Below are 19,988 nucleotides of genomic sequence, written 5' to 3' on the forward strand. Positions count from 1 at the left end.
CATTCAAGCCAGGAATCAAAAAAATCTCAATGCACAAGATAGAGGCTCAGAGCAACCACAAGCATCCCTGAAAATACTCCCAAAAATGTCAGATGCTCATTTCCATACCTTATGGCGATTGGCAACAGTTCATCAAAACAAATAAAAACCATGACCCCGCCGACCGCAGCAAGCATGAGGAAAAGGGTTTCCGGAGTCAGGAAACGGAAAAGAAGAAAATATCCGATCCCCGCGCCCAGGGGTTCGGTGAGCCCTGAAAAGAAAGAATAAGCAAAGGCTTTTTTCCGGCTGCCACTGGCATAGTAGAATAGGAATCGAAACCGCAACCCCTTCAGGGATGTTATGGATTGCTATGGCTACAGCAACTGAAAAACCCAGATAAGTGGAACTGAGGGCCGAAACCAGCACTGTCATCCCTTCCGGAAAGTTGTGCATGGCAATCCCAAATGCCGTTAACAAGCCTGTTTTTCGAAGATTGCTATTTTCACTTATGGGAAAAGCGTTCCCGATGGGAAAAGAGTTCCCGCCACGAAGTGTATCCATATAGATGTGCCCGACCATACGGTCCAGAAGAAACATCCCGAAAATTCCCAGGAAAAAAGCAGCGTTTGCCTGGAAAAAACCCACCGTGCTAACAGACTCAGCAAGTAGTTCCACGAATGAGATATAAATCATAGCCCCTGCTGCAAAACCGAGCAGCGTAGACATCCAGGAAAACTTCAAATTGGGCACTAAAAAGGCTATAAGACTGCCAAGGCCAGTTGAAATTCCTGCAAATGTTGTAAGAAAAAAAGCAGTTGTTACATCTCCCATGCAGTTCTCCCAAGAAAGAGAATATGCGGGATAAGGTTTAAAGTATGTAGAAAAAAAGATCAAGGAATCAATATTCTGCAGAGATAAATGCATGCAATATTCATCGTTGATTTTATGCGCCATTAAATTGTATTAACTACAGGATACAAGAAAAGAGATAATATGAGATATGACGTATATCAGAATTATTGAAAATTATATTGATGCCTACAACAATCTGTACATTGGCAAGATGATTTTAGATATGCACCACGGTATAAAATTTGAAAACGTTTCAAACGGAGAAATAGACCTGACAACAAATGGTATTGCCGATTTCAGGAATCAAGCAGAGAAAGCCAAAACATTGTTTAAAGAAAGAAAACAAAAAACTACGGATATTAAGATGCTGATAAGGTTGAATTGAAAATTGAATATCATGGAACTTTAGCAGTTGATTTTTCATCTGCTTGAATAGCAATGTTTATCCCTAAAATGTTGTTATCATGATACGGGGAATCGGAACCATAAATAGAACTTACCGGGATATCGATTTTAATGAAGATCTTGCAGGTTTTCAAGGATCAAACGTTTTTTTGTTCAGATTAACTACTCTCGTTTCCTGTTGACGATTTCTTACATATTCTACGGCATCGGTTATTTCAGATACACCAAATTCATTCCCATAATCTTTAAACCTTAAACAAAATGCTTGAGCAATAATCAAAGAGTGTGGCAAAGAGTAATGATAATTCTCATGTATGAACCCGCTAATATCATCCAAAACGTATTTTGGAATTATTAAATGCGACATATTTGATAATCTCCCAAGCAATGGAGTCTTTTATTTATCTCAGACTATTTTTGTTTTCATCATTTAATAACTTATTCGTTTTTACTTGTTTTGTTATTTTCTTTCTTTATAAACAGGCCCTTATGATCATGAAATATTTATATACTTAAACGTGGTTTTATTTACTAGCAAGTCAAATTTACTTGATTTGTCTTATGAGGTTCCATTTTGAATCCTCCTTAAATCTGCAGTCTTTAAGGAGTAATTTGCCATTTTATATCTCCTTAAACCTGCGGTCTTCAGGGAATGACTTGCCTGTAAACCTCCAAAATTTTTTCTTTTTTATTATTTATAATCAATTAATAGAAGCAATTCTCATATTATTAGTTAGTTGATGTTGTTTCCGAAACACTTTTAGTGGTGCATCATGCCTTTTGTGCAATTCAATAAGGTTAATAGCAAGCTTGATGCACGAAACATAAGAAATTTCTAGCACTGGAAAATTAATCATGAAAACATCAACCGCATAATGATGGACGACCTAACATTCAGGCCTTCATTTATTTCCCGGTGTAACTCTTCTGAGTGCAAATATTTACAGAGGAAAACAGTCTTGACTGTTTTGCCAAAGCCCGATAAGGCCAGATAGGTGGGGTTGGTCAAAAATACCTATAATGTGTTTATTTTACTCATAAAGCTCAAACTTGTTATCATTTTTGTTAAATTTATATGAAGTAACTTCTATAAACAGTGCTTGGAAGTAAAGATGTCAAACAATTTGACAGAGCATTACTACCGCCTTGAGAACTAATGCGAAGGTATTGAGAAATTAGTATCAACTACATAAGCCAGAAACTTCACCAAAAGAAAAACATTCCAGAACTTTGCCTCAAGGATTGAAAAAACATAGAAACCGAATAGAAACAAAGTGGGAGTCCCTCATTGGGGTCCCAAATTTCGGTTGCGTTGCAAAAATTTTCTTCTCGCACTTTAAGACTATAATTAATAATACCTTTATGTACCATTTCTCCGGCTGATTAGAGTGGTTAACTTTCAGAATTTCTTCAACAGAACCTTTACTTTCATGTCGAATAGTAAAATCTGTATTTATACTTATTTATACAGTCACTATCAAACGAAAACTTACGGATAAAGTGATGTTTGCATGACAAAGAAAGTTAAGTTATCAGAAATGACAGAACAATTCAAAGACGTACAAATACTATCCCTTGAAAGTGTAACTATAGAAGGAGACATCGATCTCGACCTTGATGGACTCAGAGGCGGCTTTAATCCGATGCTTGCTGTTGCCCTCGGACAGGAGTTTGCAATACTAGCACAGCAATTATCAAGACTTAATTGCATGTTCGGCGTCCCTGCAGGCAGAGGTCCACCCTGAACCGCTCCTGCAGTTCCCCCTTCTCTTGCAACCCGAAATTTAAGACCTTACTCATGCCAAACGAGCATGAAATTCTTGCAAAACAGGCACAAACAAATGAAAGGGTTGTGTTGCAAAAATATTCTTCTCGCACTTTAAAGTTATAATTAATACCTTTATGTGCCATTTTTCTAGGTGATAAGAGTGATTAACGGCAGTATGCCTAATTTTCTGTAAAATCACGACTCTCAAGAAGTTACAAGGTAGAAAATTCCATACCGGAAGAACAAAATTACACACAGTACACAAAAAATTGACTTAAAATTTACAGTAAATCCGCGACACTGCCCTTCAAGCAGGACTTTCTAATGGGAAAGGGTCTCCTGAACATCCGGGTTAATTGCAGCATTCAGAGGATCAAAGGCCTTATTCAGCCCTTTCCAGCAACCTGTTGAATTATAAAGTTATGATCAGCTACTCTTATCACAACTTAACATATGCTTCTTTTTTCCCCCTCTTTCATCTTCAGGATGTATCGGATCTACATGAGCAGCCTCTTCTTCTTCTTCTTCTTCTTCCTTCCTCTCTTCTTTCTTTTCTTCTGCCATTGAGTTACACCCCTTATAAAGAAGTATTCAAGCGAACTTCATGCGTCATCGGTTAAGCATTGGAGACTCACTCCTGTATATGATTTTATCCCCTGCATTATATAATACTCAATAAAAGGATAACAATTCTTATGCAAATCCTAACAAGCAGACAAAAAATCGACGCGGCAGAAAAAGGTTAATGAAGTATTTATTGGGACTTGCACACTTGAATTACAAAATCAATCACATTCAGCGTTGTGACTGAGCAGTGTTTTATACAGTTGGAGGTTTGATGTTATTGATTTCTCAGTTCAACCGCGTATGTCCGAATTGATATCGTTGCTTACAATGTTTCCCTGTCCGGGAATACCATAAAATTTTACAGAAAAAGTAATCTTCTGACAATAAATAAAAGGAAAAAAATACGGCGAGAATTACTTTTCACCGCATTTCACATACGATTACAAAACTTCTTATTCCTTAATTCTGGACAGGCTCCACAAATACAGAACAGTTGATAACGATGTTAACAACAATAAAACAAAAATCGATATCATTATAGATTTTTCTTGCATCTTTATCCCCATACAATATATCATGAACTCTGGAGCACTCTGATAGAAAATGACCGGAACTCATAGCTCATCAGATATTTAATTCCAGAAGTCTGCAATTAAGCCGAACTAAAAAATTGGACTCGGAACCAGGTAAAAAGAAAAAAATACGGCGGGTATATTGCGCCGTATTTTCACCGGAGATTTAAAATTTCTTTTTCCTGAATCCCAGATAGATTCCACCTGCTGCTATCACCACAAAGAGGGTTCCCAGGATGTCAGCGCCAGAGAAAGACATCCCTCCGCTTTCGGGTTCTTCGACAGATTCTTTCTGCATTTCATAACCCTCCACGTAATTGGGATCTGCGGCCTGTCGGACATCCGGAGCAGGTTCAGGAGAATCAACGTCATACCCGGCATCAGAATTCTGAACAGTCTGGTTGCTGGCAGTTTCTTCGGTGCTTGTAGAAGTCTGGTTGAGCTTTTCGGCAACACTTGTCTGGTGCCCTTTACTGCTGTGGCTGCTGCTCTCACTGGAAGACTGAGAAGCTTGCGTAGCTTCCTCCATCAGTTCTTTATATTTTTCTGCGGTTGCCTCATCAACAACACCCGGGACTGACATTACGCCCTGGACGTATTCGTCAAGAAGGGCATTCCCGCAGGTGTGGTGACAGCAGGTAACCCCATCCTTGACTACGGATTCAACGTACTCTTTGACCAGGTTCTGCAGCACTTCATCTGAGGCGTCCCAGGAATCTTTCCTTATGGTTTCGATCATCCTTGCCGTTATGGACTGGTACTGGTATGCATTTTTCTTAAGGAATTCGTCCACACCGACATTCTGTGAGTCAAGTATCATTGTCTCATATATTTTGTCCCAGTCCGAATCCGTTACAAGGTCAGGGGTAGTTGCCTCCCAGCCCCACATATACTCAACAGCCTTCATCATTTCCCTGGCACCGGCATAATCATACTCCATCATTCCGTTAAGCCAGTTAGGATTGAGGTATCTGGCTGTCAGCTCTTTACTGAAGGCCTCTCCAAGGGTGATTATCTCAGGGTTGTCCACACTTGTAAAGTCTGCAACAAACATTGAAGGGGCCACACCACTCAGCGTTTTTACGGCAAGCCCGAGACCGCCGAGATACTGGTAGTAGTCATCGTTGTCCATGAGGCCGTAGAGGTTAGACGTGTCACTGTGGATAGCTGTATCTACTTCCATCAGGTTGAGCTTGAATACATCCTCATAATTGTCTCCCCATACATCCGCTCCGTAAACATTTGACATCCTGGAAATGAACAGGTCAGCAATCTCGGATGTGTTTTCCCATGTATCACTTGCCTCTACGGCTTCTGTCACACCGGTACCGTAAGTGCCTTCGGCTTCACTGAAGATCCTGGACCTTGAGATATAATGTGCAACACTCTCATTGTACCCGCTTTCCAGCATTGCGCTTTCTATCATGAGCGAATTCATCCTGACGTAATTTGTCTCATTCGTCTCGTTGAGGTCGGCAACCATGCGAACCGCATTATCCATCAGTTCAAGCTGATACGGGAAGGTGTCACGGTAAAGTCCCGACGGCACAAGCAATACATCAATTCTCGGGTGCGTCATCTCTTCCTCAGGAATAACTTCAAACCCTGTTATCCTTCCGCTGGTCCTGTTAAGTTTCACACCAAGGAGTTCGTAAATCTGTGCTTCCATCAGTCCTTCATGGCGCATGGTTTCAACGGACCAGAGGACAAAGGCCACTTTGTTGGGATAGGTACCGTTTTCTGCATAATACGAGTCAAGCCATGTGTTGATAACTGCACGTCCCATGGCTTCGGTCTCTTCATCCGGGATGGTCCTCTGGTCAAAGCTGTAGAAGTTCTTTCCTGTGGGCAAAGCATCGGGATTACGTATCGGATCGTTACCGGTTCCGGGTTCGATATACTCCGCGTCGAGTGCTCTCAGGGTCTGGTCAATCTCGCGTGTTGCCAGAGCCAGGTTACTGGCATATACGGTTGCCAGTTCAAGGTCCGATGTGATGCTGTCATCTGTGAGGTTAAGTATCTCAAGCTGGGCAGTTGATACGTTTGTCCCGTTGAGCAAAGTAGCGTTCAGAAGTAAAAGGGCGTCCGAATCCGCTTCATTTTCCCGCTCTTCTTCATCTCCGCTGTCCCCGGGTAACACGGCATAGATATGGTCTGTGAAATCATCGCCCAGCATGGATTTGACCATACAGACAAGTTTTTCGTCTTCCGGTGCAACACCGAATACATGGAGGCCGTAAGGCATGAGTTCCGACTGCAGTTCGTGCAGGTATTCATGCAGCACATTGTCAAGGAAGCTCCCAAATTCATTACCCGTCATAGCAGACAATTCATCAGTTGAAACCCCGAGATCTTCTCCGAGGCTGAGATTGTTATAGAGCTGTATCGTACTGTTGCGGTACAGTGCCATCATTTCTGTTTCGTTGTCATCTTTTGCATCCTCATAATTATGGATTTTCTCATGCATTGTGGCAAGGTCTCCGTAGAGGCCGGCTTCAACGATGGGCGGGGTCAGGTGGTCGATTATAACTGTGTTACCGCGGCGTTTTGCCTGTGTCCCTTCACCTACATTATCCATAATATAGGGATATACAACCGGTGTTTCAGCCACCATGAGGGATGGGTAGTCGTATCTCCACAACCCTACTTCATTGCCCGGCAACCATTCCTGCGTACCGTGGGTACCGAAATGGATAATGGCATCGGCATCGTATACATTGTTTATCCAGAAATACGTCGCAAGGTACTGGTGTGTCGGAGGTATCGATGAGTTATGGTATGTGAGCGATTCATCGGAAAGTTTTGATCTTGTCGGCTGGGGTATGAAATTGATATTGCCAAGCTGTATAGTAGGTATTACAAAGTACTTTCCGCTCCCGTTCTCATAGGTCATGACATCTCCCGGGGCTTCTCCCCATGTTTCCTCGACTTCTGCGCGGACGCTTTCAGGCAGGGTGCTATACCATTCAAGGTATTCCTCTACAGGGAGCAGGGTTACGTAGCCTGACTCTACGACTTCTTCGAGTTCTCCGGGTGCCCATGTCCCCACGTTTCTGCTCGTTATGAAAAGGTCAATGAATTCGCTGCCATTTGGAATGCTATTGTTTCCAAGGTCATACCCGGCTGCCTGCATGTCCTCTAACAGGAGGGTGAAGCTTGAACCGATATCAAGGTAGCTGGCTCCGATGTTGTTTTTACCGCCTTCATGGTTGTAGTAGATGATGCTGATTTTCTTGGCATCGTTATCCATTTTTCCAAGTTCTGCCCAGGAAATAGCTCTGCCGCATATCCATTCGACCTGGTACGTGAGAGGTTCATAGTAATACGTTCCTTCATCGTTTTGAGTCCTTCCTGCTATCCATATATAATCGGTCAGTCCGTCTATTTCCGGTTGTGTGACCTGGGAAGGAATAGAAGTGGAACTGAGTCCCTGTGTATTTGCAAGGTATTCTTCAGGAGATTGATAATAATCAGTAACAGCTTTTAATACAGGGACATTGTACGTTTCCTGCAGATATTCTACTGCTTTCTCATGGTCGTCATAGTTGAGGTAAAAACCTTTCATTGAAATGATCGCGTCAACCAGTACTTCTCCGTCCCTGGTAAAAATGTCCAGATTTCCGGCGCAAACATCATCTGTCGTATGAATGACATTGCATCCTCTTGACTCGAGTTCCCGGATGAGTGCATCCTCAGCTGTGAAAGAGATATTAGTCTGTCCAAAATCGTTACTTATAATACCTATTGTGATGGCAGATGGATCATACCCGTGCTCGGCATACCATTCAAGGTATTCCGTACAGTTCTCAAATATCCTTGGGAAAGCGTCCGGATGGTAGATGCCGTTCTTCGGAACATCAGGTACCTGTGCAGGAGAGTATTGTATATAAACATCCTCAAGCATCGCACCGGTACACCTGATCCAGTTCTCCATATTCTCATACCCGCTATTTACGCGATATTCTTTCAACACATCATACGGAGATGCTTCCATGTCGAACGTTGCTATCCCGTACACATCCGCCAGCATTCCGAACATCCCTATCTGTGCACCGTTGTCCCGAGCTTCAAGAAGTTTATCCTTCAGTTCAGGAAGTTCGTTAGCTCCCACCATGTAGAGTATTATTACATCATCGTTTGATACGTCAATATCACTGTTTATGGCTTCCATGCCTGTCATAACTTTGACATTGAACCTGTCCGTTATCACCTGTCTTTCGGCAAGGACATCCTCCATGAAAGATATTTCAACGTCAGAGTTGATGATGTAAGTCATATTCGTCTTTGTCTGCACTATCTCCGGTGTGAAGATTTCATTTGCCCATGAACCTGCGAACTTCTGCCCCATTACTTTGAGCATGTTCTCCATGTTTATTTCTCCTCCCTGCACCCAGTACCTTTCGATGTCGGTGTAGTTTTCAGAATACAGGTCAACATTGGAGAGGGTGAAATTGGACGAGAGGTTGTAGCCTATGACCATCGAACCGTTTGCTTCGGCAGAAGCTATGCCTGTCTCCCAGTTTTCAAATACGGATTCTTCCTGAGACTCGATAAAAATCACCGAATACCCGGAGAAATCAGACCCTTCAGGAACCGAATCGTTCTTTGTGAAAATAGTTATATCCAGTTCCGATGAAGTATCGGAATTTAATGCAGCATTGCTCAGAGCAGGCTCATTGAATTCCGTGCCCAGAATAAACAGGAATTTATTACCTATGTTCATATTCGTGCTGCTAGAATCAGTAGCGCTGGTAGTGGTGAGAGAAGCAGTGGGAGAAGTAGTATTCACCAAAGACTCGTTGCCGGAGTTATTATCAGTATTTTGCGAATCAGTACCGGTTTCCGAGAGTCCTCCGTATTCTGTTGCAAGGTAGATAAGCATGTTTTCCGCATTCTCGAGCCCGTCTCCTTTTGTGCTCATGTTGTTGTAGTAATTACAGATGGGGTCATCAACGGAGCCGTTTGAATCATAAACAAAATAAGAAGGTGTGTCCGAGGAGCGAATGGCCAGGAATGCAGTTCCGTTGTCAGAGGCTGCTTTGAAACTTTCATTCATTGGCGTATATACAGGTTCCCAGAACATATCACAGAGAACTACATCCTGCGTCTCGAAAAAACCATTTTCACCTGCAGCAAGCAACTCATCACTTGCCCCGTAGGTGCTGGAATTAAATGCAGAGATCCAGGTGTATCCTATGGAGCCTCTATATGGATTTGTCTGGCTGGCAAGTTCCAGTGCATCGCTTTGTGAAAGCGAGATATAAGTTATATTGATCTTGTTATCTTCTGCCGATACAGGTGCTGAAAATAATAAAAACAGGAGCAGCACATAAAAGAGTTTTCTTCCAGGTTCGCCTTTCTTTCTATACATAGATACAGCTCACGAAACACCACCATCCGATCTTCAAAAAAAGAATGGCAGCCAGGGTTTTGATGATTTATAATTTGTGGGTGGAACTAAAGGGCGGAAATACAGGGAGTAACTAAAGGGTGGAAATACAGGGAGTAACTAAAGAGTGGAAATACAGGGAGTAACTAAAGGGTGGAAATACAGGGAGTAACTAAAGGGAGTAACTAAAGGGAGTAACTAAAAAAAAATTTAGATAAAACAATTAAACTTGTGTAAATTGTTGAAAAAAATTAATCTGAAGTGGATGTACCACTTGAAGTGGAGGTCTCATTCCCCTCCGAATCTTCAGGCACGTAAATCACCCTGCCGTCAGCCAGCTTGTAAGCCGTTCCCAGAGCTTCCCCCGTGCCTCCGCCGATATTATCGGTCATGTTCAGGACTTCTATGGGTTTCCCCTGGTCTTTGATGATTATCTTCATGTCCTCTGCTCCCGGATTTTTTACAATTGTAATATCCTCATTTGAGCTCAGAAGTTCGGGGAGATGGTAAGACATCACAAGGGCTACGAGCAATGCCACGGAAAAGACCATTGCAACATCAAAGAGGTTGGCAACCCCGGTCATGGGGTTTTGCTCTTCAGGGTCATTTAAAAGCCCGGTCCGCCTATACCGTCTGGATTTTCGCATGATATTCCTCCTTTTTAAAAAGCGGTCAATTTCCGCTCTTCTCCTCGATTATATCCAGAATGTAATCAATATCCGACATATCCTCCCAGTACCAGCGCCTCCGGACCTGGGTAAGCACATAAGCTATTCCGGCAGAAAAGAGCCCTACAACGGTAGTTGCAAAAGCGATCATCAGGTTCTGGGCAAGGGTTTCGAGGTCTCCCTGTGAAAGCCCTATCAGGGCAGGTCCGAGAGGGATCAGCGTCCCCATAAGCCCGAGCATGGGAGCAACAGTCGAGATGATTTTCGTGTGCTCAAGGCGTTTTGCCATTCTTATCTCATATTCCTCGGAGAGCTTCCCGATTGCAGGATAATTCTGCTCTTCAAGGTATTGTGAAGACTCTTTTGCAAAGGTCATGACCATATAATTTTGTTTTATATTCAGAAGAGCCTTCGATGCTTCCGAAAAAGCCGAACTGTGAAGACTTTGCCTGATTTTTTTGCAACTAGCTTCCAGATTGTTCCGGTCTCTGGCCCTTTTTGAATACTCGGAGAGGAATTCTCCTAACTGAATAAGTGAAGCAAAGACCAGGAGAGTCAGAAGTATCATTACCGGATACAGCAAAGCCGATGAAAATACGTATATAGTCCGGAATAACAGATCCATATTGCTCATTGGTTAGACCTCACACGGTCAAGGAAAAAACCTGCAAGGACCAGTATCCCGAAAGCCAGAAGAGGAAAAATGCCTGATTCTCCGGTTTGCATAGGAGCCAGGTTCATCTGTTTTGATTTCATATAGGCCGGGATTAGCAGAGCCCCCAGAAGATAATAAATTCCGAGAAGCATCATGGCGCTTCCCATAGTTTCGGGGGTCTTTCCACACCGGATTTTCCCAAACCTGAAAAGAAAAGAAGAAGCTACTACTGCAATAAAAAAAGCGATTCCTACAAGAAGCCCTATTTTTATTCCGGAAAAGTTGAGACTTTCTGAAAGTAGTATACAGGAGACCGCAAGAGCCCCCAGGCAAACAGGGCAGGGCATGGATATAGCCAGGAAAGTGTGTCTGGAAACATCCTTTCCGGAATTCCATTTTTTCTGGGTATAGATGCCAGCCCCTATAAGGAGCAGGGAGACAAGAACATGGATTCCCATACCCATTGCAGAGAGGCGTTCAAAGGCATCCAGGCTCAGGTGGTCAGCAACACTTCCGAATAAAAGGGCAAGAAAAAAATAACTACCGCCAATTGTAAGAATTTCTCGCGTAGTAATATTTGAAAATCCACAACCTAATCCAGTTTTAATCCCGAAGATAAGGATACCTATCAAAATACCGATAACAGTCAATGTCGAAGAGTCCATAAGTACCTTCTGAGCATCTATAGTAGAATTAAATAAAAACTGGTTTTTGGGTAATGATCGTTAGTCTCCGGGGTAATAAGGTCAAATGATGACGTTTTTTCAAAATAAAGTGAAAATTCCCGGCTTTCAGTGATAGGAATTAAAGAGAAACAATCATAAAAGTGAAGAAGCAGCCATATGAATGTATTAATATATAGCAAATCTTAAAAAAAAGATTTAGAGAATTAAATAGCAAATGGAAGTCAGAATTTAACAAAAATTATGCGATAATTCTCTCTGTTAACCATTGAATATTTTTTGGACTAAAGAAGGTGAAAATGTGCAATTAAAGTAAATTTGTTATAGTAATCAAGGAAAAAGGCGATTAGTAGGTACAATAACATAATTTACTTGTTTTATGCGGGGCAACAATTATAAGTACTTGGGGTAAAATAGAGAATTATCATGGTAGTAAGTATCAGAGGGATTCGGGAATGAATGGTGACGGAGAAAACCTCTTCAAAGCGATCTCGAGCGACACACGCCTCTCTATTCTTGAAAGCCTGAGTGAAGGAGATAAACATATCTCGGGGCTTGCAAGGGAAATCGGGATCTCCGTGCCCGTTGCTGCAAAACATGTGAAAGTGCTGGAAAAAGCCAAACTTATAGAGAGGAAAAAGTTTGGAAATACTCACATGATAGGCATAAAGCTGAACAATGTATATTCTTTTCTGGATCGCTTTGCAGAAAACAGGAAGCTTGAGGTGGAGGAGGGGACGAGTTTACTTGAAGCCCTGAAAAGTGTAGCCGCTGTAGAGGTAAGGAAAATGGGAGACAGGATAAAGGTTGTCTCTACGGACGGAGAAGAAGGTTTTTATATCTATGAGGTGGATGGCAAATTCTCTGATAAAACTGTAGACGAATACGAGTTTTACGAGGATGCCATCGTTGAATGGAAGAAGCTAATTCCGGTCACGAAAAAAAGGCTGTTTGTAAATATTAGAAGATAAAGCAGCCCTTCTCAGAGCTGTTTTTATCGGAATATCTCTCTGGAGTTTCACTCTTTTCAGGGGTTTTCACTTCTTTGATTCATTCCTTTAACTTTGCCAGAACTCCAAGATGGTCTTCGTGGTAGGGCATAAGGTCCCTGGCAGTGAGGATTTCGAATCCGGGTTCGAATGCCTGCTCAAGCTTTTTTACTTCCTCCTTGAAAATCTCCTTCGGGCTTGCCGCAGTGTCGATGCTGCGGGCCTTGATCGAAAGCAGGAGATATCCGCCTTTATTCAAAAAGCGGGCTGCATTTCTTGCAGCGATTTCTGCCTGGTTGGGCTGGGCAACGTCCTGAAAGATAAGGTCTACGGGCTCAACGATATGGGCGTAACTGTCCGGTTTTCCCGCATCAGCAAGAATAGGGAAAATGTTTTTGCGTCTTGAAGCAAGCCCTATGAAGTCACGCATGCTTCTTGGTGCAAATTCAACAGCATAAACTGCCCCTTCGGAGACGATATCGGAGACGTGGCTGACTGTTGTCCCGGAAGCCGCTCCCAGATAAAGAACTTTTGAATCCTTTCTCAGGGGGATGTTGAACTTTTTGAGCACCATGGCTCCGAGCTTACTCCTGCGAGGGTCCCATGTCCGGTATTCGATCCCCTCAACAGAGATCAGCTTTTCTCCGTAAACCACTTTTCCGGGATCAAGGTTCAGGGTAGCAAGCTGCCTTTTATCTTTCGTAACTTCAAAAATCCCTTCGGAAAGCAGCCTTATATCGGGCATTTACTTCCTCCTCTTCTTCTTTGGTTTTGCCCCGCCTTCCTGCCGCTTCTGGGGAGGCTTCGGGTTTGCAGCCCTGATCGTCCGGGCTTTTTCTTCCAGTTCCCCTGCAAGGGAAGGGTTTTTTTCCGCAGAATAAAAGTCAATTCTTGCAGCAAGGGAAATTTTTGCTGCAAGGGCTCTTGCGACTTTCCCCCGCACCCACCATGGAGAGGTATTGATAAGGGGATGGCTATAGATTACCCCGTGCTTTGGGGATGGGGCTCGGGCACGCAGGTGTTTGAAGAGGGCTTTATTTGCTCCTATTACCTGAATGGTACTTGAAGGAAAAGCAGCGAGTTTTTCAAGACTGCCTGCAATGCTTATGAGCCTTGCCCCGAGCATAGGGCCCGCAATCATGGTCAGATTGGGGGCAAGGGCTTCCATACTGCTCTCGATGTAAGCTTCGAGCTGCTTCCGCCGGGAATAGAGACTGCATACGCTTTCTGCAAAACCCTTAAGAAGCGTTTCATCTGCTGTTTCGAGTTTTGCCCCCATGGAGTTCCTGGCTTTTAAGTAAAGCGGGTCATCAGGAGAAACATTTTCCCGGGAGCCGTATTTTATGATAAAAAGTGCAAGAGCTTCTCCTGAAAGCCCGCTTTCGGGGAAATAGCCCCCATACCACTCAAAAAGCCTTTCCGAAAGGGAATTGGTGGTTTCATTGATGTCATCCAGGGCTTCTACTGCCTGGACTATGCGCTGATCAGGGGTAAGAGCCTCTGAGACCTGGATTTTTGCGGCTTCCAGCGTGACTTCATGTAAAATGGAATAATACTCAGAAAAGGAGGTAACAAAGCCGCACTCAAAGGCTGCGGCTTTCAGGTCAAAACCTTCGGGAGGAAGGTTCTCCCGGCTGCTCCTCAAAGAAAGGGAACGGAGCGCAAGCTCTCTTATGTCTTTGGGGAAAAGATCGGAGGCAAGAATTTCTCCGCTACTGCCGACCTCAAGACCTCCAAACCAGGTGCTGATTTTCAATCGGAGCCTCCGAAGATATCCGCACCCCGGTTCTTTGCTTTTGTAAGCATTACTTCTCCGCCGAGAGATTCGTCAAGCATACGCTGGACTTCTTTCTGGAGCTTTTTGCCTTCACCCGGACTTCCTACAATCCCGTAAACCACAGGCCCGAAAGAGCTGACCCCCGAACCGCTGGCTCCGTTGTCCTGCATATACTTCATGGCCTTGAGCACGGTTTCGGGCTGAAGTTCTACTTCCCGTTTTTTAAAGCCCACAGTCTGGAAATGGTTGATTGCCCTGCCGAAACTTTCCAGGTCCTCCTCGATTATCGCAGGGAGCATCTGCATGAGAATCACATGAGAGATTTCCTGGACTTCCCTGAGAGGGACGGGACAGACCTTTTTGAAGATATCGATTTCTTCAGCGTCATGGACTCCTTTGGTATTGGGAATTGCAAGGACGATATGCCAGTCGGGGAAGTCTCTCCTGAAAAGCACGGGGCCCGGAGGCATATGGCTGGCAGCCGACGGAGAAAATGCCCCTTTATCCCTGAACTTATGCCCACCATCCAGGATAAAACCTCCATTTTCAAAAGCAGCAACCCCTATTCCGGAAGTCCCGCCTCTACCTACGGCAACCGCGAGTTCCCGGACACTTTTTCCAAGCCCGTAAATTTCATTTACGGCAGCTGCTGCCGAGAGTGCAGCCTGGGTCCCGGAGCCGAGCCCTACATGATCGGGGAGGTCCCTTTTAATATGTATCCTGATACCTTTCCCTTCCGGAAGCAGAACTTTTGCCGCCTTTTTCATCCTGCCTGCGAGAAGAGAATCCCCTACAACTTCGACAGCATCCGCTTCAGTTGCCGAAATTTCCAGGCCGGGTGACTCGAGAGTAATCCCTACCCCTCCATCGACCCTGCCGATCTCCGCATTGAGATCGATAAGGGTAAGATGCAGTCTGGATGGAGACACTACATTAATCATGTTCATCTGTATCCTCATTGCTTATTCATAAAGCTTAGGAGTTTATCTTCGAACTACCCCGAAGTTTTTCCTTAACAATCGAATAAGTGAAAGATAAAGTTTTCCAGTTAAATATAAATTTAATGAATGGGAAAATCAGCGAATATATTTTTATACGGATCTCCGCACTCCCCCGGAAATCCAGTAGCGTCTCCATAAATACGGGACATACAGAAAAGCTGCAGTTCCGGCAGCGGCTGTAAACCGTTCCCAGAAGTGCATGTATAAACCCGCAAAGCATCCCCGTATCTGCGGGATCGGAAAGCCCGAAAGTGAGGTTAGCTTTCAGGTTTTTGATTTTTATTGCGTTAAGCATATCGGAAAATAGCCGGAACAGAGGTTTTCGAAGGGCTTTGTAAGCTTCCAGGCCCCAGTGAAGTTTTTCTCTGGTGCTCATTCCTTTCTTTGCCTCAACCTCACCTTCCGGAACAGCTCTTTTTTTCCTTCTTATCCGGGCAAATATTCCTCTTTTCTCTTTGCCCTCAGCCTGTTCTTTAATCGTAATTTTCTCTTTATCCTCAAGAATTACTTTTTGCTCTTCAGGTCTCTTTTCTCCGAGTTCCCTGTCTTTTTCCATCTGCATCTTGAGTTCTGCTTTTAGGAGGTCTTCTTTTCTGCTTTCAGCCTGCTCATACTTTTTTTTGTCCTGTGGAGTACCTGCTTCCACTATTATTTCCTCTATTTCTTTTTTCTGCTCGGCTTCATCCGGCTCTGGCCCTTCAGGTGGGTATTCTTTTTCCCCGGGCTCTTTGATTGAAAAGGTATAGGAAAAAAGCAGCCATTTTACAGTAAATATGCCTCCCAATTCTTTCTTTTCTTCCACACTCAGAATATTGAGCTTGAAAGTGAGGACTATTGCTGTAAAAAGTACGAATAAAAGAAGCAGAAAAACCAGAAGGATGAGATAAATGGCAAGCATGCTAAACAAATTGAGAGGGAAAGATAGCTCCTGACTATCCCGAAGCCCCTAACCGTTAGTTCCGGTTCCTGGAAAATCCCTTAAAAAGGTTTAACCCGAAGGGATTTACTGGAAACATCCCCCTTTTTCTTCGGGTTCCACATGCTCTTTAACTTCCGTTTTGATGACTTCCGGGCCTTCTTCTTCTTTTTTATGTTTGCCGGTCTTGCCTTTGATCTTCTCCAGAATGTCAGGCACAACCTCCTGAAGGGAACTGAGGATTGTCCCTACATCGTTTTTCTCAGAGATCCGGAAGATTTTTGCATCATCTTCGGAAAGCATGATAAAAGCAACAGGCTCGATCTTCGCACCTGCGCCGCCACCTCCTCCATATCCGGATTCGTTCTCCTTTTTGCCTTCTCCGCCTCCGCCTCCGAAACCCATTGTGAGTTTGGAAACAGGAATGATTGTTTTCCCGGCAGCTGTAATAGGATCTCCTACGACAGTTTTCGTGGTTGCGATTCTTTCAAGTTCACCTGCAATTTCTTTAATGGTCTCTTCTACGCCCATCTTTTTTATCCCCCTATTTATGTACGGTATCATTTGTTTACGAGGATAATAAATGTTGTCCATCCTCTTTATATTTCCAATCTAGTTTTAATAAACATTAACTTCATTATATTTGAGTAATCCTGTACTCCCAGTTCAAAGCGTAACTCGGCTTAAAATGCAATTTTTTGAGTAAGAATTGTAGTTTTTCGGAGCTTCTCAGAGTCTATGCTTTTTTCTCTTCCGGCCTGTCTTCCCGGGCATATTTTCTCCTCCAATTTTTCTCCCCTGATTTCAACCGAATACCCGGATGACTTGAGATTATTTTTGAAAATGTATGGCGCTTTGGATTGAGAGCTGTCCATTGAGAAACATCTCCCTTAAGAAAAATGGGAATACTTATTGAAATAATAAGAGAGTATTTCGTTAATATTATATAACAGTACTAATCCTCTAAAAAGTAATACGTTTTAAAATCAAAGATTCTGGCTCCGTGCGTTGGCGACTTTGGAAATATATTATAAAAGCAACACCGCTTTCAGAATGGAGCATGTTACAAGAACCGGAAACGAGAATTTGTAATATTAATTGAAATGAAACGCAAAAATATATTTTGAGGGGTTTATTGTGTGGCAAGCAAAAAGAAATAGCAGCCTTTTATTTGCGGTAATTCTTGTACTTTATCTGTCTGCAGGAGGAAGTGCATCAGCTGCAACAGTTTACGTGGACGATGACGGGTCCGCAGATTATACGACAATACAGGCTGCTGTGGACAATTCAAGTTACGGAGATACTATCATAGTGCAGCCCGGGACGTACAGGGAAACCGTGAACATGAGTTCTTCAAATTTAACGTTTATAGGGAAGGGATATCCAGAAGTTGACGGGTTCGATAATTATGGCATCCCTGATGTGGGGAATGAATTCGAAACCATAAAGGGATTTTCAATAGTGAAAGACGGGATCAGGATAGAAGGGCATGATAGTGATGGGAATGTCATCTCTGACAACCGTTTTTATAACTGCGGGGTCTACCTGAGCGCCATGGAATACGGAGGGTTAAACGGTCCTGGCGATGTTGTTGAGTATAATGTATTCCATGGCGGGGGGATTGTTCTCAGTTACGGAGGAGACGGAAGTCAGAAAATAATTGGAAACGAGATCTACGATGCCGACTATGGAATCGTAATCGCTCCCGGTGGTGGTGCGCTGCAAGATATTGGCGAAATTTCCGGGAACAAGATCCAGGGATGTGATGTAGGTCTCACTCTGATGTTGGAGACACGAGTTAATGAAGTTTACAACAACGTATTCAACAATACCGTGAATGTCAAGCTGCATCAAGATACTTATGTGTATCAATATCCTCAGGTGAATCAATGGAATAAAAGCGCTCCTATACGGGGAACGAATATCATTGGAGGCTCATACATAGGTGGCAACTATTGGGCAACTCCCAACGGGACAGGTTTTTCCGAAACCCATCTCGACACTGACGGCGATGGAATAGCTGAGGAGCCGTACAACATTGAGTTTTTTTTAAAAGGTCGTAGCGAAGCTACAACAACCTCTGACATTGTTGTTGATTACTTCCCCCTTGTAACTCCCAGAGTAGAGCCTGCTCCGGTGTATCCCGTCGCAAACTTCAACATGAACGTTACAACTGGGAATGCCCCTCTTTCTGTCCTCTTTACCGATCTTTCGGAAAATGCAACATCAAGGAGCTGGAACTTTGGAGACGGAACTACTTCAACCGAAAAGAACCCGATCCATTCATATTCCCTTGCAGGAACCTATACCGTTAACCTGACAGCAATCAACCCTAATGGCACAGATTCAAAAACTGCTGAGATAACCGTGCTGGAAAAAGAGGAAGAGGAAGAAGAAAATGAAAACGAAAATGAAAACGAAAATGAAAACGAAAATGAAAATGAAAATGAAAACGAAAACGAAAGTGAAAATGAAACTAAAAATCTTCCCGTAGCAGCTTTTACAGTGAATAAAACCAGCGGTTACTACCCCCTTACAGTCCTCTTTACCGACCTTTCACAGAATGTGACCTCAAGGAGCTGGGATGTAAACAATGACGGAGTCGAAGACTCTAACGAGGCAAGCTTCGTTTACACGTATACTTCCAGAGGAACCTACACCACCAAACTGACCGTTAGCAATGCAAACGGCACGAATACAGAAACTGCAACTATAGATGTAGAGAAAAAGAGCAGTGGTGGAAGCAGCAGCGGCGGTGGCGGCGGTGGAGGTTCCCCCGAACCTGCAAAAAACGTTGAGACCAAAGAACTTTCACAGGCTTATATAACCAATGGCAAGGCTGTAAAATTTGATTTTGCGAAGAATGCAACCTGTGTTATGTATGTAAGTTTCGATTCAAAAAAGACTGCCGGAAAGACCACAACAATTGTCGAGCAGCTAAAAAATAAGTCTGCGCTCGTTTCCGAACTGCCTGAAGGCGAGGTCTACAGGTCCTTTAATGTCTGGGTTGGAAACAGCGGGTTTGCAACTGAAAAGAACATAGAAAATCCTGTCATCGGTTTCAAGGTTGAAAAAGCCTGGCTTCAGGATAAAAAGATAGACCAGACTTCCATTGTCCTCAACAGGTACAATGATAATAAATGGGAACAGCTGCCAGCCAACCTCTCGGGAAAAGACGATGAATTCCTGTATTTCACAGCTGACCTTCCCGGATTTTCTTCCTTTGCAATAACAGGAACGACAAAAGGACTATCCGAAGAAAATGAAATAGAGTCGGGGCCAGAACAGGAAACTCGACTCGCAGATGAAGGTTTGAAAAGTATGGAATCAGAAACCGGGCAGACCTCTGAGGAGGGAGAGGGTGCAAAAGCTCCGGGATTTGGGATAGTCAGCGGAGTTCTCTGCCTAATCTGTATTTTTTTGCATAAAGTTGGCAGAAGATAATTAAATGGAGTGAATTACAGTCAGGTATTGGAGAGTTATTGATCTAATTCGATAACTACTTCCACTACTATCTTATTTTTAAAAAAACAACGGTGAATGATAATTTCTTTAGAAAAAACGGTGAATGATACCCTTTTTAGGAAACAATGGTGAATGATACCCTTTTTAGAAAACAATGGTGAATGATAACCTTTTTAGAAAACAATGGTGAATGATAACCTTTTTTGAGTGGTACGTCAGAGGATTTAATTTTATTCACAAAACTTTACCTTCTATCCATACCTTCAAACCTGAACAAAGGAAGTTCCTGTTTTTCAGTA

Annotated in this window: 15 protein-coding genes and 1 pseudogene; 4 read left to right on the forward strand and 12 right to left on the reverse strand. The window is 43.3% G+C overall.

The features are described 5' to 3' along the window. Nucleotides 1-132: 132 nt before the first annotated feature. The gene (locus tag ACSAZL_RS18490) at nt 133-813 is read right to left on the reverse strand and encodes a ZIP family metal transporter (protein ID WP_440946041.1); all 681 of its coding nucleotides are present in this window, start codon (nt 811-813) and stop codon (nt 133-135) included. A 169-nt stretch (nt 814-982) separates the two neighbouring features. Here ACSAZL_RS18490 and ACSAZL_RS18495 point away from each other — a divergent pair, with 169 nt between their 5' ends. After that, nucleotides 983-1,219 carry a hypothetical protein gene (locus ACSAZL_RS18495; protein WP_440946042.1) on the forward strand — a complete coding sequence of 79 codons (237 nt, stop codon included), beginning with the start codon at nt 983-985 and terminating at the stop codon, nt 1,217-1,219. A gap of 909 nt (nt 1,220-2,128) precedes the next feature. Here ACSAZL_RS18495 and ACSAZL_RS18500 read toward each other — a convergent pair. Beyond that, a pseudogene (locus ACSAZL_RS18500) lies at nt 2,129-2,248 on the reverse strand (Tn3 family transposase); the annotation flags it as partial. A gap of 502 nt (nt 2,249-2,750) precedes the next feature. Between ACSAZL_RS18500 and ACSAZL_RS18505 the strand changes: the two are divergent. Next, nucleotides 2,751-2,984 (forward strand): hypothetical protein, encoded by a 234-nt coding sequence (locus ACSAZL_RS18505; protein ID WP_440946043.1) that lies wholly within the window; start codon nt 2,751-2,753, stop codon nt 2,982-2,984. Between the two features lie 449 nt (nt 2,985-3,433). Here the strand turns inward: ACSAZL_RS18505 and ACSAZL_RS18510 are convergent, their stop codons facing one another. The 5 genes from ACSAZL_RS18510 to ACSAZL_RS18530 all read right to left on the reverse strand — a co-directional run bounded on the left by ACSAZL_RS18510 (nt 3,434) and on the right by ACSAZL_RS18530 (nt 11,523). Then, nucleotides 3,434-3,571 (reverse strand): hypothetical protein, encoded by a 138-nt coding sequence (locus ACSAZL_RS18510; protein ID WP_440946044.1) that lies wholly within the window; start codon nt 3,569-3,571, stop codon nt 3,434-3,436. A 741-nt stretch (nt 3,572-4,312) separates the two neighbouring features. Then, nucleotides 4,313-9,517: a cobaltochelatase subunit CobN gene (locus tag ACSAZL_RS18515; RefSeq protein ID WP_440946045.1), complete on the reverse strand. Its 5,205-nt coding sequence runs from the start codon at nt 9,515-9,517 to the stop codon at nt 4,313-4,315. Between the two features lie 269 nt (nt 9,518-9,786). After that, entirely contained in the window at nt 9,787-10,182 is a 396-nt protein-coding gene (locus ACSAZL_RS18520; RefSeq protein WP_440946046.1) for a DUF2149 domain-containing protein, read from the reverse strand. Nucleotides 10,183-10,207: 25 nt separating this feature from the next. After that, nucleotides 10,208-10,837, reverse strand: coding sequence for a MotA/TolQ/ExbB proton channel family protein (locus tag ACSAZL_RS18525; protein WP_440946047.1), 630 nt, complete (start codon nt 10,835-10,837; stop codon nt 10,208-10,210). Continuing rightward, complete coding sequence (locus ACSAZL_RS18530; RefSeq protein WP_440946048.1) at nt 10,834-11,523, reverse strand: DUF2162 domain-containing protein; 690 nt, start codon at nt 11,521-11,523, stop codon at nt 10,834-10,836. Before ACSAZL_RS18530 ends, ACSAZL_RS18525 begins: the two co-directional genes overlap by 4 nt. Before the next feature lie 473 nt (nt 11,524-11,996). On the opposite strand from ACSAZL_RS18530, the gene ACSAZL_RS18535 reads away from it, so the two are divergent. Then, nucleotides 11,997-12,512 (forward strand): winged helix-turn-helix domain-containing protein, encoded by a 516-nt coding sequence (locus ACSAZL_RS18535; protein ID WP_440946049.1) that lies wholly within the window; start codon nt 11,997-11,999, stop codon nt 12,510-12,512. A gap of 79 nt (nt 12,513-12,591) precedes the next feature. On the opposite strand, the gene ACSAZL_RS18540 is transcribed toward ACSAZL_RS18535, so the two are convergent. The 5 genes from ACSAZL_RS18540 to ACSAZL_RS18560 form a co-directional block, all read right to left on the reverse strand. Next, complete coding sequence (locus tag ACSAZL_RS18540) at nt 12,592-13,275, reverse strand: fibrillarin-like rRNA/tRNA 2'-O-methyltransferase (RefSeq protein ID WP_440946050.1); 684 nt, start codon at nt 13,273-13,275, stop codon at nt 12,592-12,594. Then, complete coding sequence (locus ACSAZL_RS18545; protein ID WP_440946051.1) at nt 13,276-14,286, reverse strand: NOP5/NOP56 family protein; 1,011 nt, start codon at nt 14,284-14,286, stop codon at nt 13,276-13,278. Continuing rightward, nucleotides 14,283-15,248: a beta-ribofuranosylaminobenzene 5'-phosphate synthase gene (locus tag ACSAZL_RS18550; protein WP_440948902.1), complete on the reverse strand. Its 966-nt coding sequence runs from the start codon at nt 15,246-15,248 to the stop codon at nt 14,283-14,285. Before ACSAZL_RS18550 ends, ACSAZL_RS18545 begins: the two co-directional genes overlap by 4 nt. Before the next feature lie 34 nt (nt 15,249-15,282). After that, nucleotides 15,283-16,206 (reverse strand): DUF2953 domain-containing protein, encoded by a 924-nt coding sequence (locus ACSAZL_RS18555; RefSeq protein ID WP_440946052.1) that lies wholly within the window; start codon nt 16,204-16,206, stop codon nt 15,283-15,285. 105 nt (nt 16,207-16,311) lie between these two features. After that, a complete protein-coding gene (locus ACSAZL_RS18560; protein WP_440946053.1) occupies nt 16,312-16,755 on the reverse strand; it encodes a GerW family sporulation protein in 444 nt (147 codons plus the stop codon). Nucleotides 16,756-17,562: 807 nt separating this feature from the next. Here ACSAZL_RS18560 and ACSAZL_RS18565 point away from each other — a divergent pair. Next, nucleotides 17,563-19,668 carry a PGF-pre-PGF domain-containing protein gene (locus tag ACSAZL_RS18565; RefSeq protein ID WP_440948903.1) on the forward strand — a complete coding sequence of 702 codons (2,106 nt, stop codon included), beginning with the start codon at nt 17,563-17,565 and terminating at the stop codon, nt 19,666-19,668. Nucleotides 19,669-19,988 lie beyond the last annotated feature (320 nt).

The organism is Methanosarcina mangrovi (assembly GCF_052057765.1).
Taxonomy (GTDB): domain Archaea; phylum Halobacteriota; class Methanosarcinia; order Methanosarcinales; family Methanosarcinaceae; genus Methanosarcina.

Coding starts and splice junctions, on each gene's coding strand:
- ACSAZL_RS18490 (WP_440946041.1), bottom strand. CDS start 813: ATGGGAGATGTAACAACTGCTTTTTTTCTTACAACATTTGCAGGAATT.
- ACSAZL_RS18495 (WP_440946042.1), top strand. CDS start 983: ATGACGTATATCAGAATTATTGAAAATTATATTGATGCCTACAACAAT.
- ACSAZL_RS18505 (WP_440946043.1), top strand. CDS start 2,751: ATGACAAAGAAAGTTAAGTTATCAGAAATGACAGAACAATTCAAAGAC.
- ACSAZL_RS18510 (WP_440946044.1), bottom strand. CDS start 3,571: ATGGCAGAAGAAAAGAAAGAAGAGAGGAAGGAAGAAGAAGAAGAAGAA.
- ACSAZL_RS18515 (WP_440946045.1), bottom strand. CDS start 9,517: ATGTATAGAAAGAAAGGCGAACCTGGAAGAAAACTCTTTTATGTGCTG.
- ACSAZL_RS18520 (WP_440946046.1), bottom strand. CDS start 10,182: ATGCGAAAATCCAGACGGTATAGGCGGACCGGGCTTTTAAATGACCCT.
- ACSAZL_RS18525 (WP_440946047.1), bottom strand. CDS start 10,837: ATGAGCAATATGGATCTGTTATTCCGGACTATATACGTATTTTCATCG.
- ACSAZL_RS18530 (WP_440946048.1), bottom strand. CDS start 11,523: ATGGACTCTTCGACATTGACTGTTATCGGTATTTTGATAGGTATCCTT.
- ACSAZL_RS18535 (WP_440946049.1), top strand. CDS start 11,997: ATGAATGGTGACGGAGAAAACCTCTTCAAAGCGATCTCGAGCGACACA.
- ACSAZL_RS18540 (WP_440946050.1), bottom strand. CDS start 13,275: ATGCCCGATATAAGGCTGCTTTCCGAAGGGATTTTTGAAGTTACGAAA.
- ACSAZL_RS18550 (WP_440948902.1), bottom strand. CDS start 15,248: ATGATTAATGTAGTGTCTCCATCCAGACTGCATCTTACCCTTATCGAT.
- ACSAZL_RS18555 (WP_440946052.1), bottom strand. CDS start 16,206: ATGCTTGCCATTTATCTCATCCTTCTGGTTTTTCTGCTTCTTTTATTC.
- ACSAZL_RS18560 (WP_440946053.1), bottom strand. CDS start 16,755: ATGGGCGTAGAAGAGACCATTAAAGAAATTGCAGGTGAACTTGAAAGA.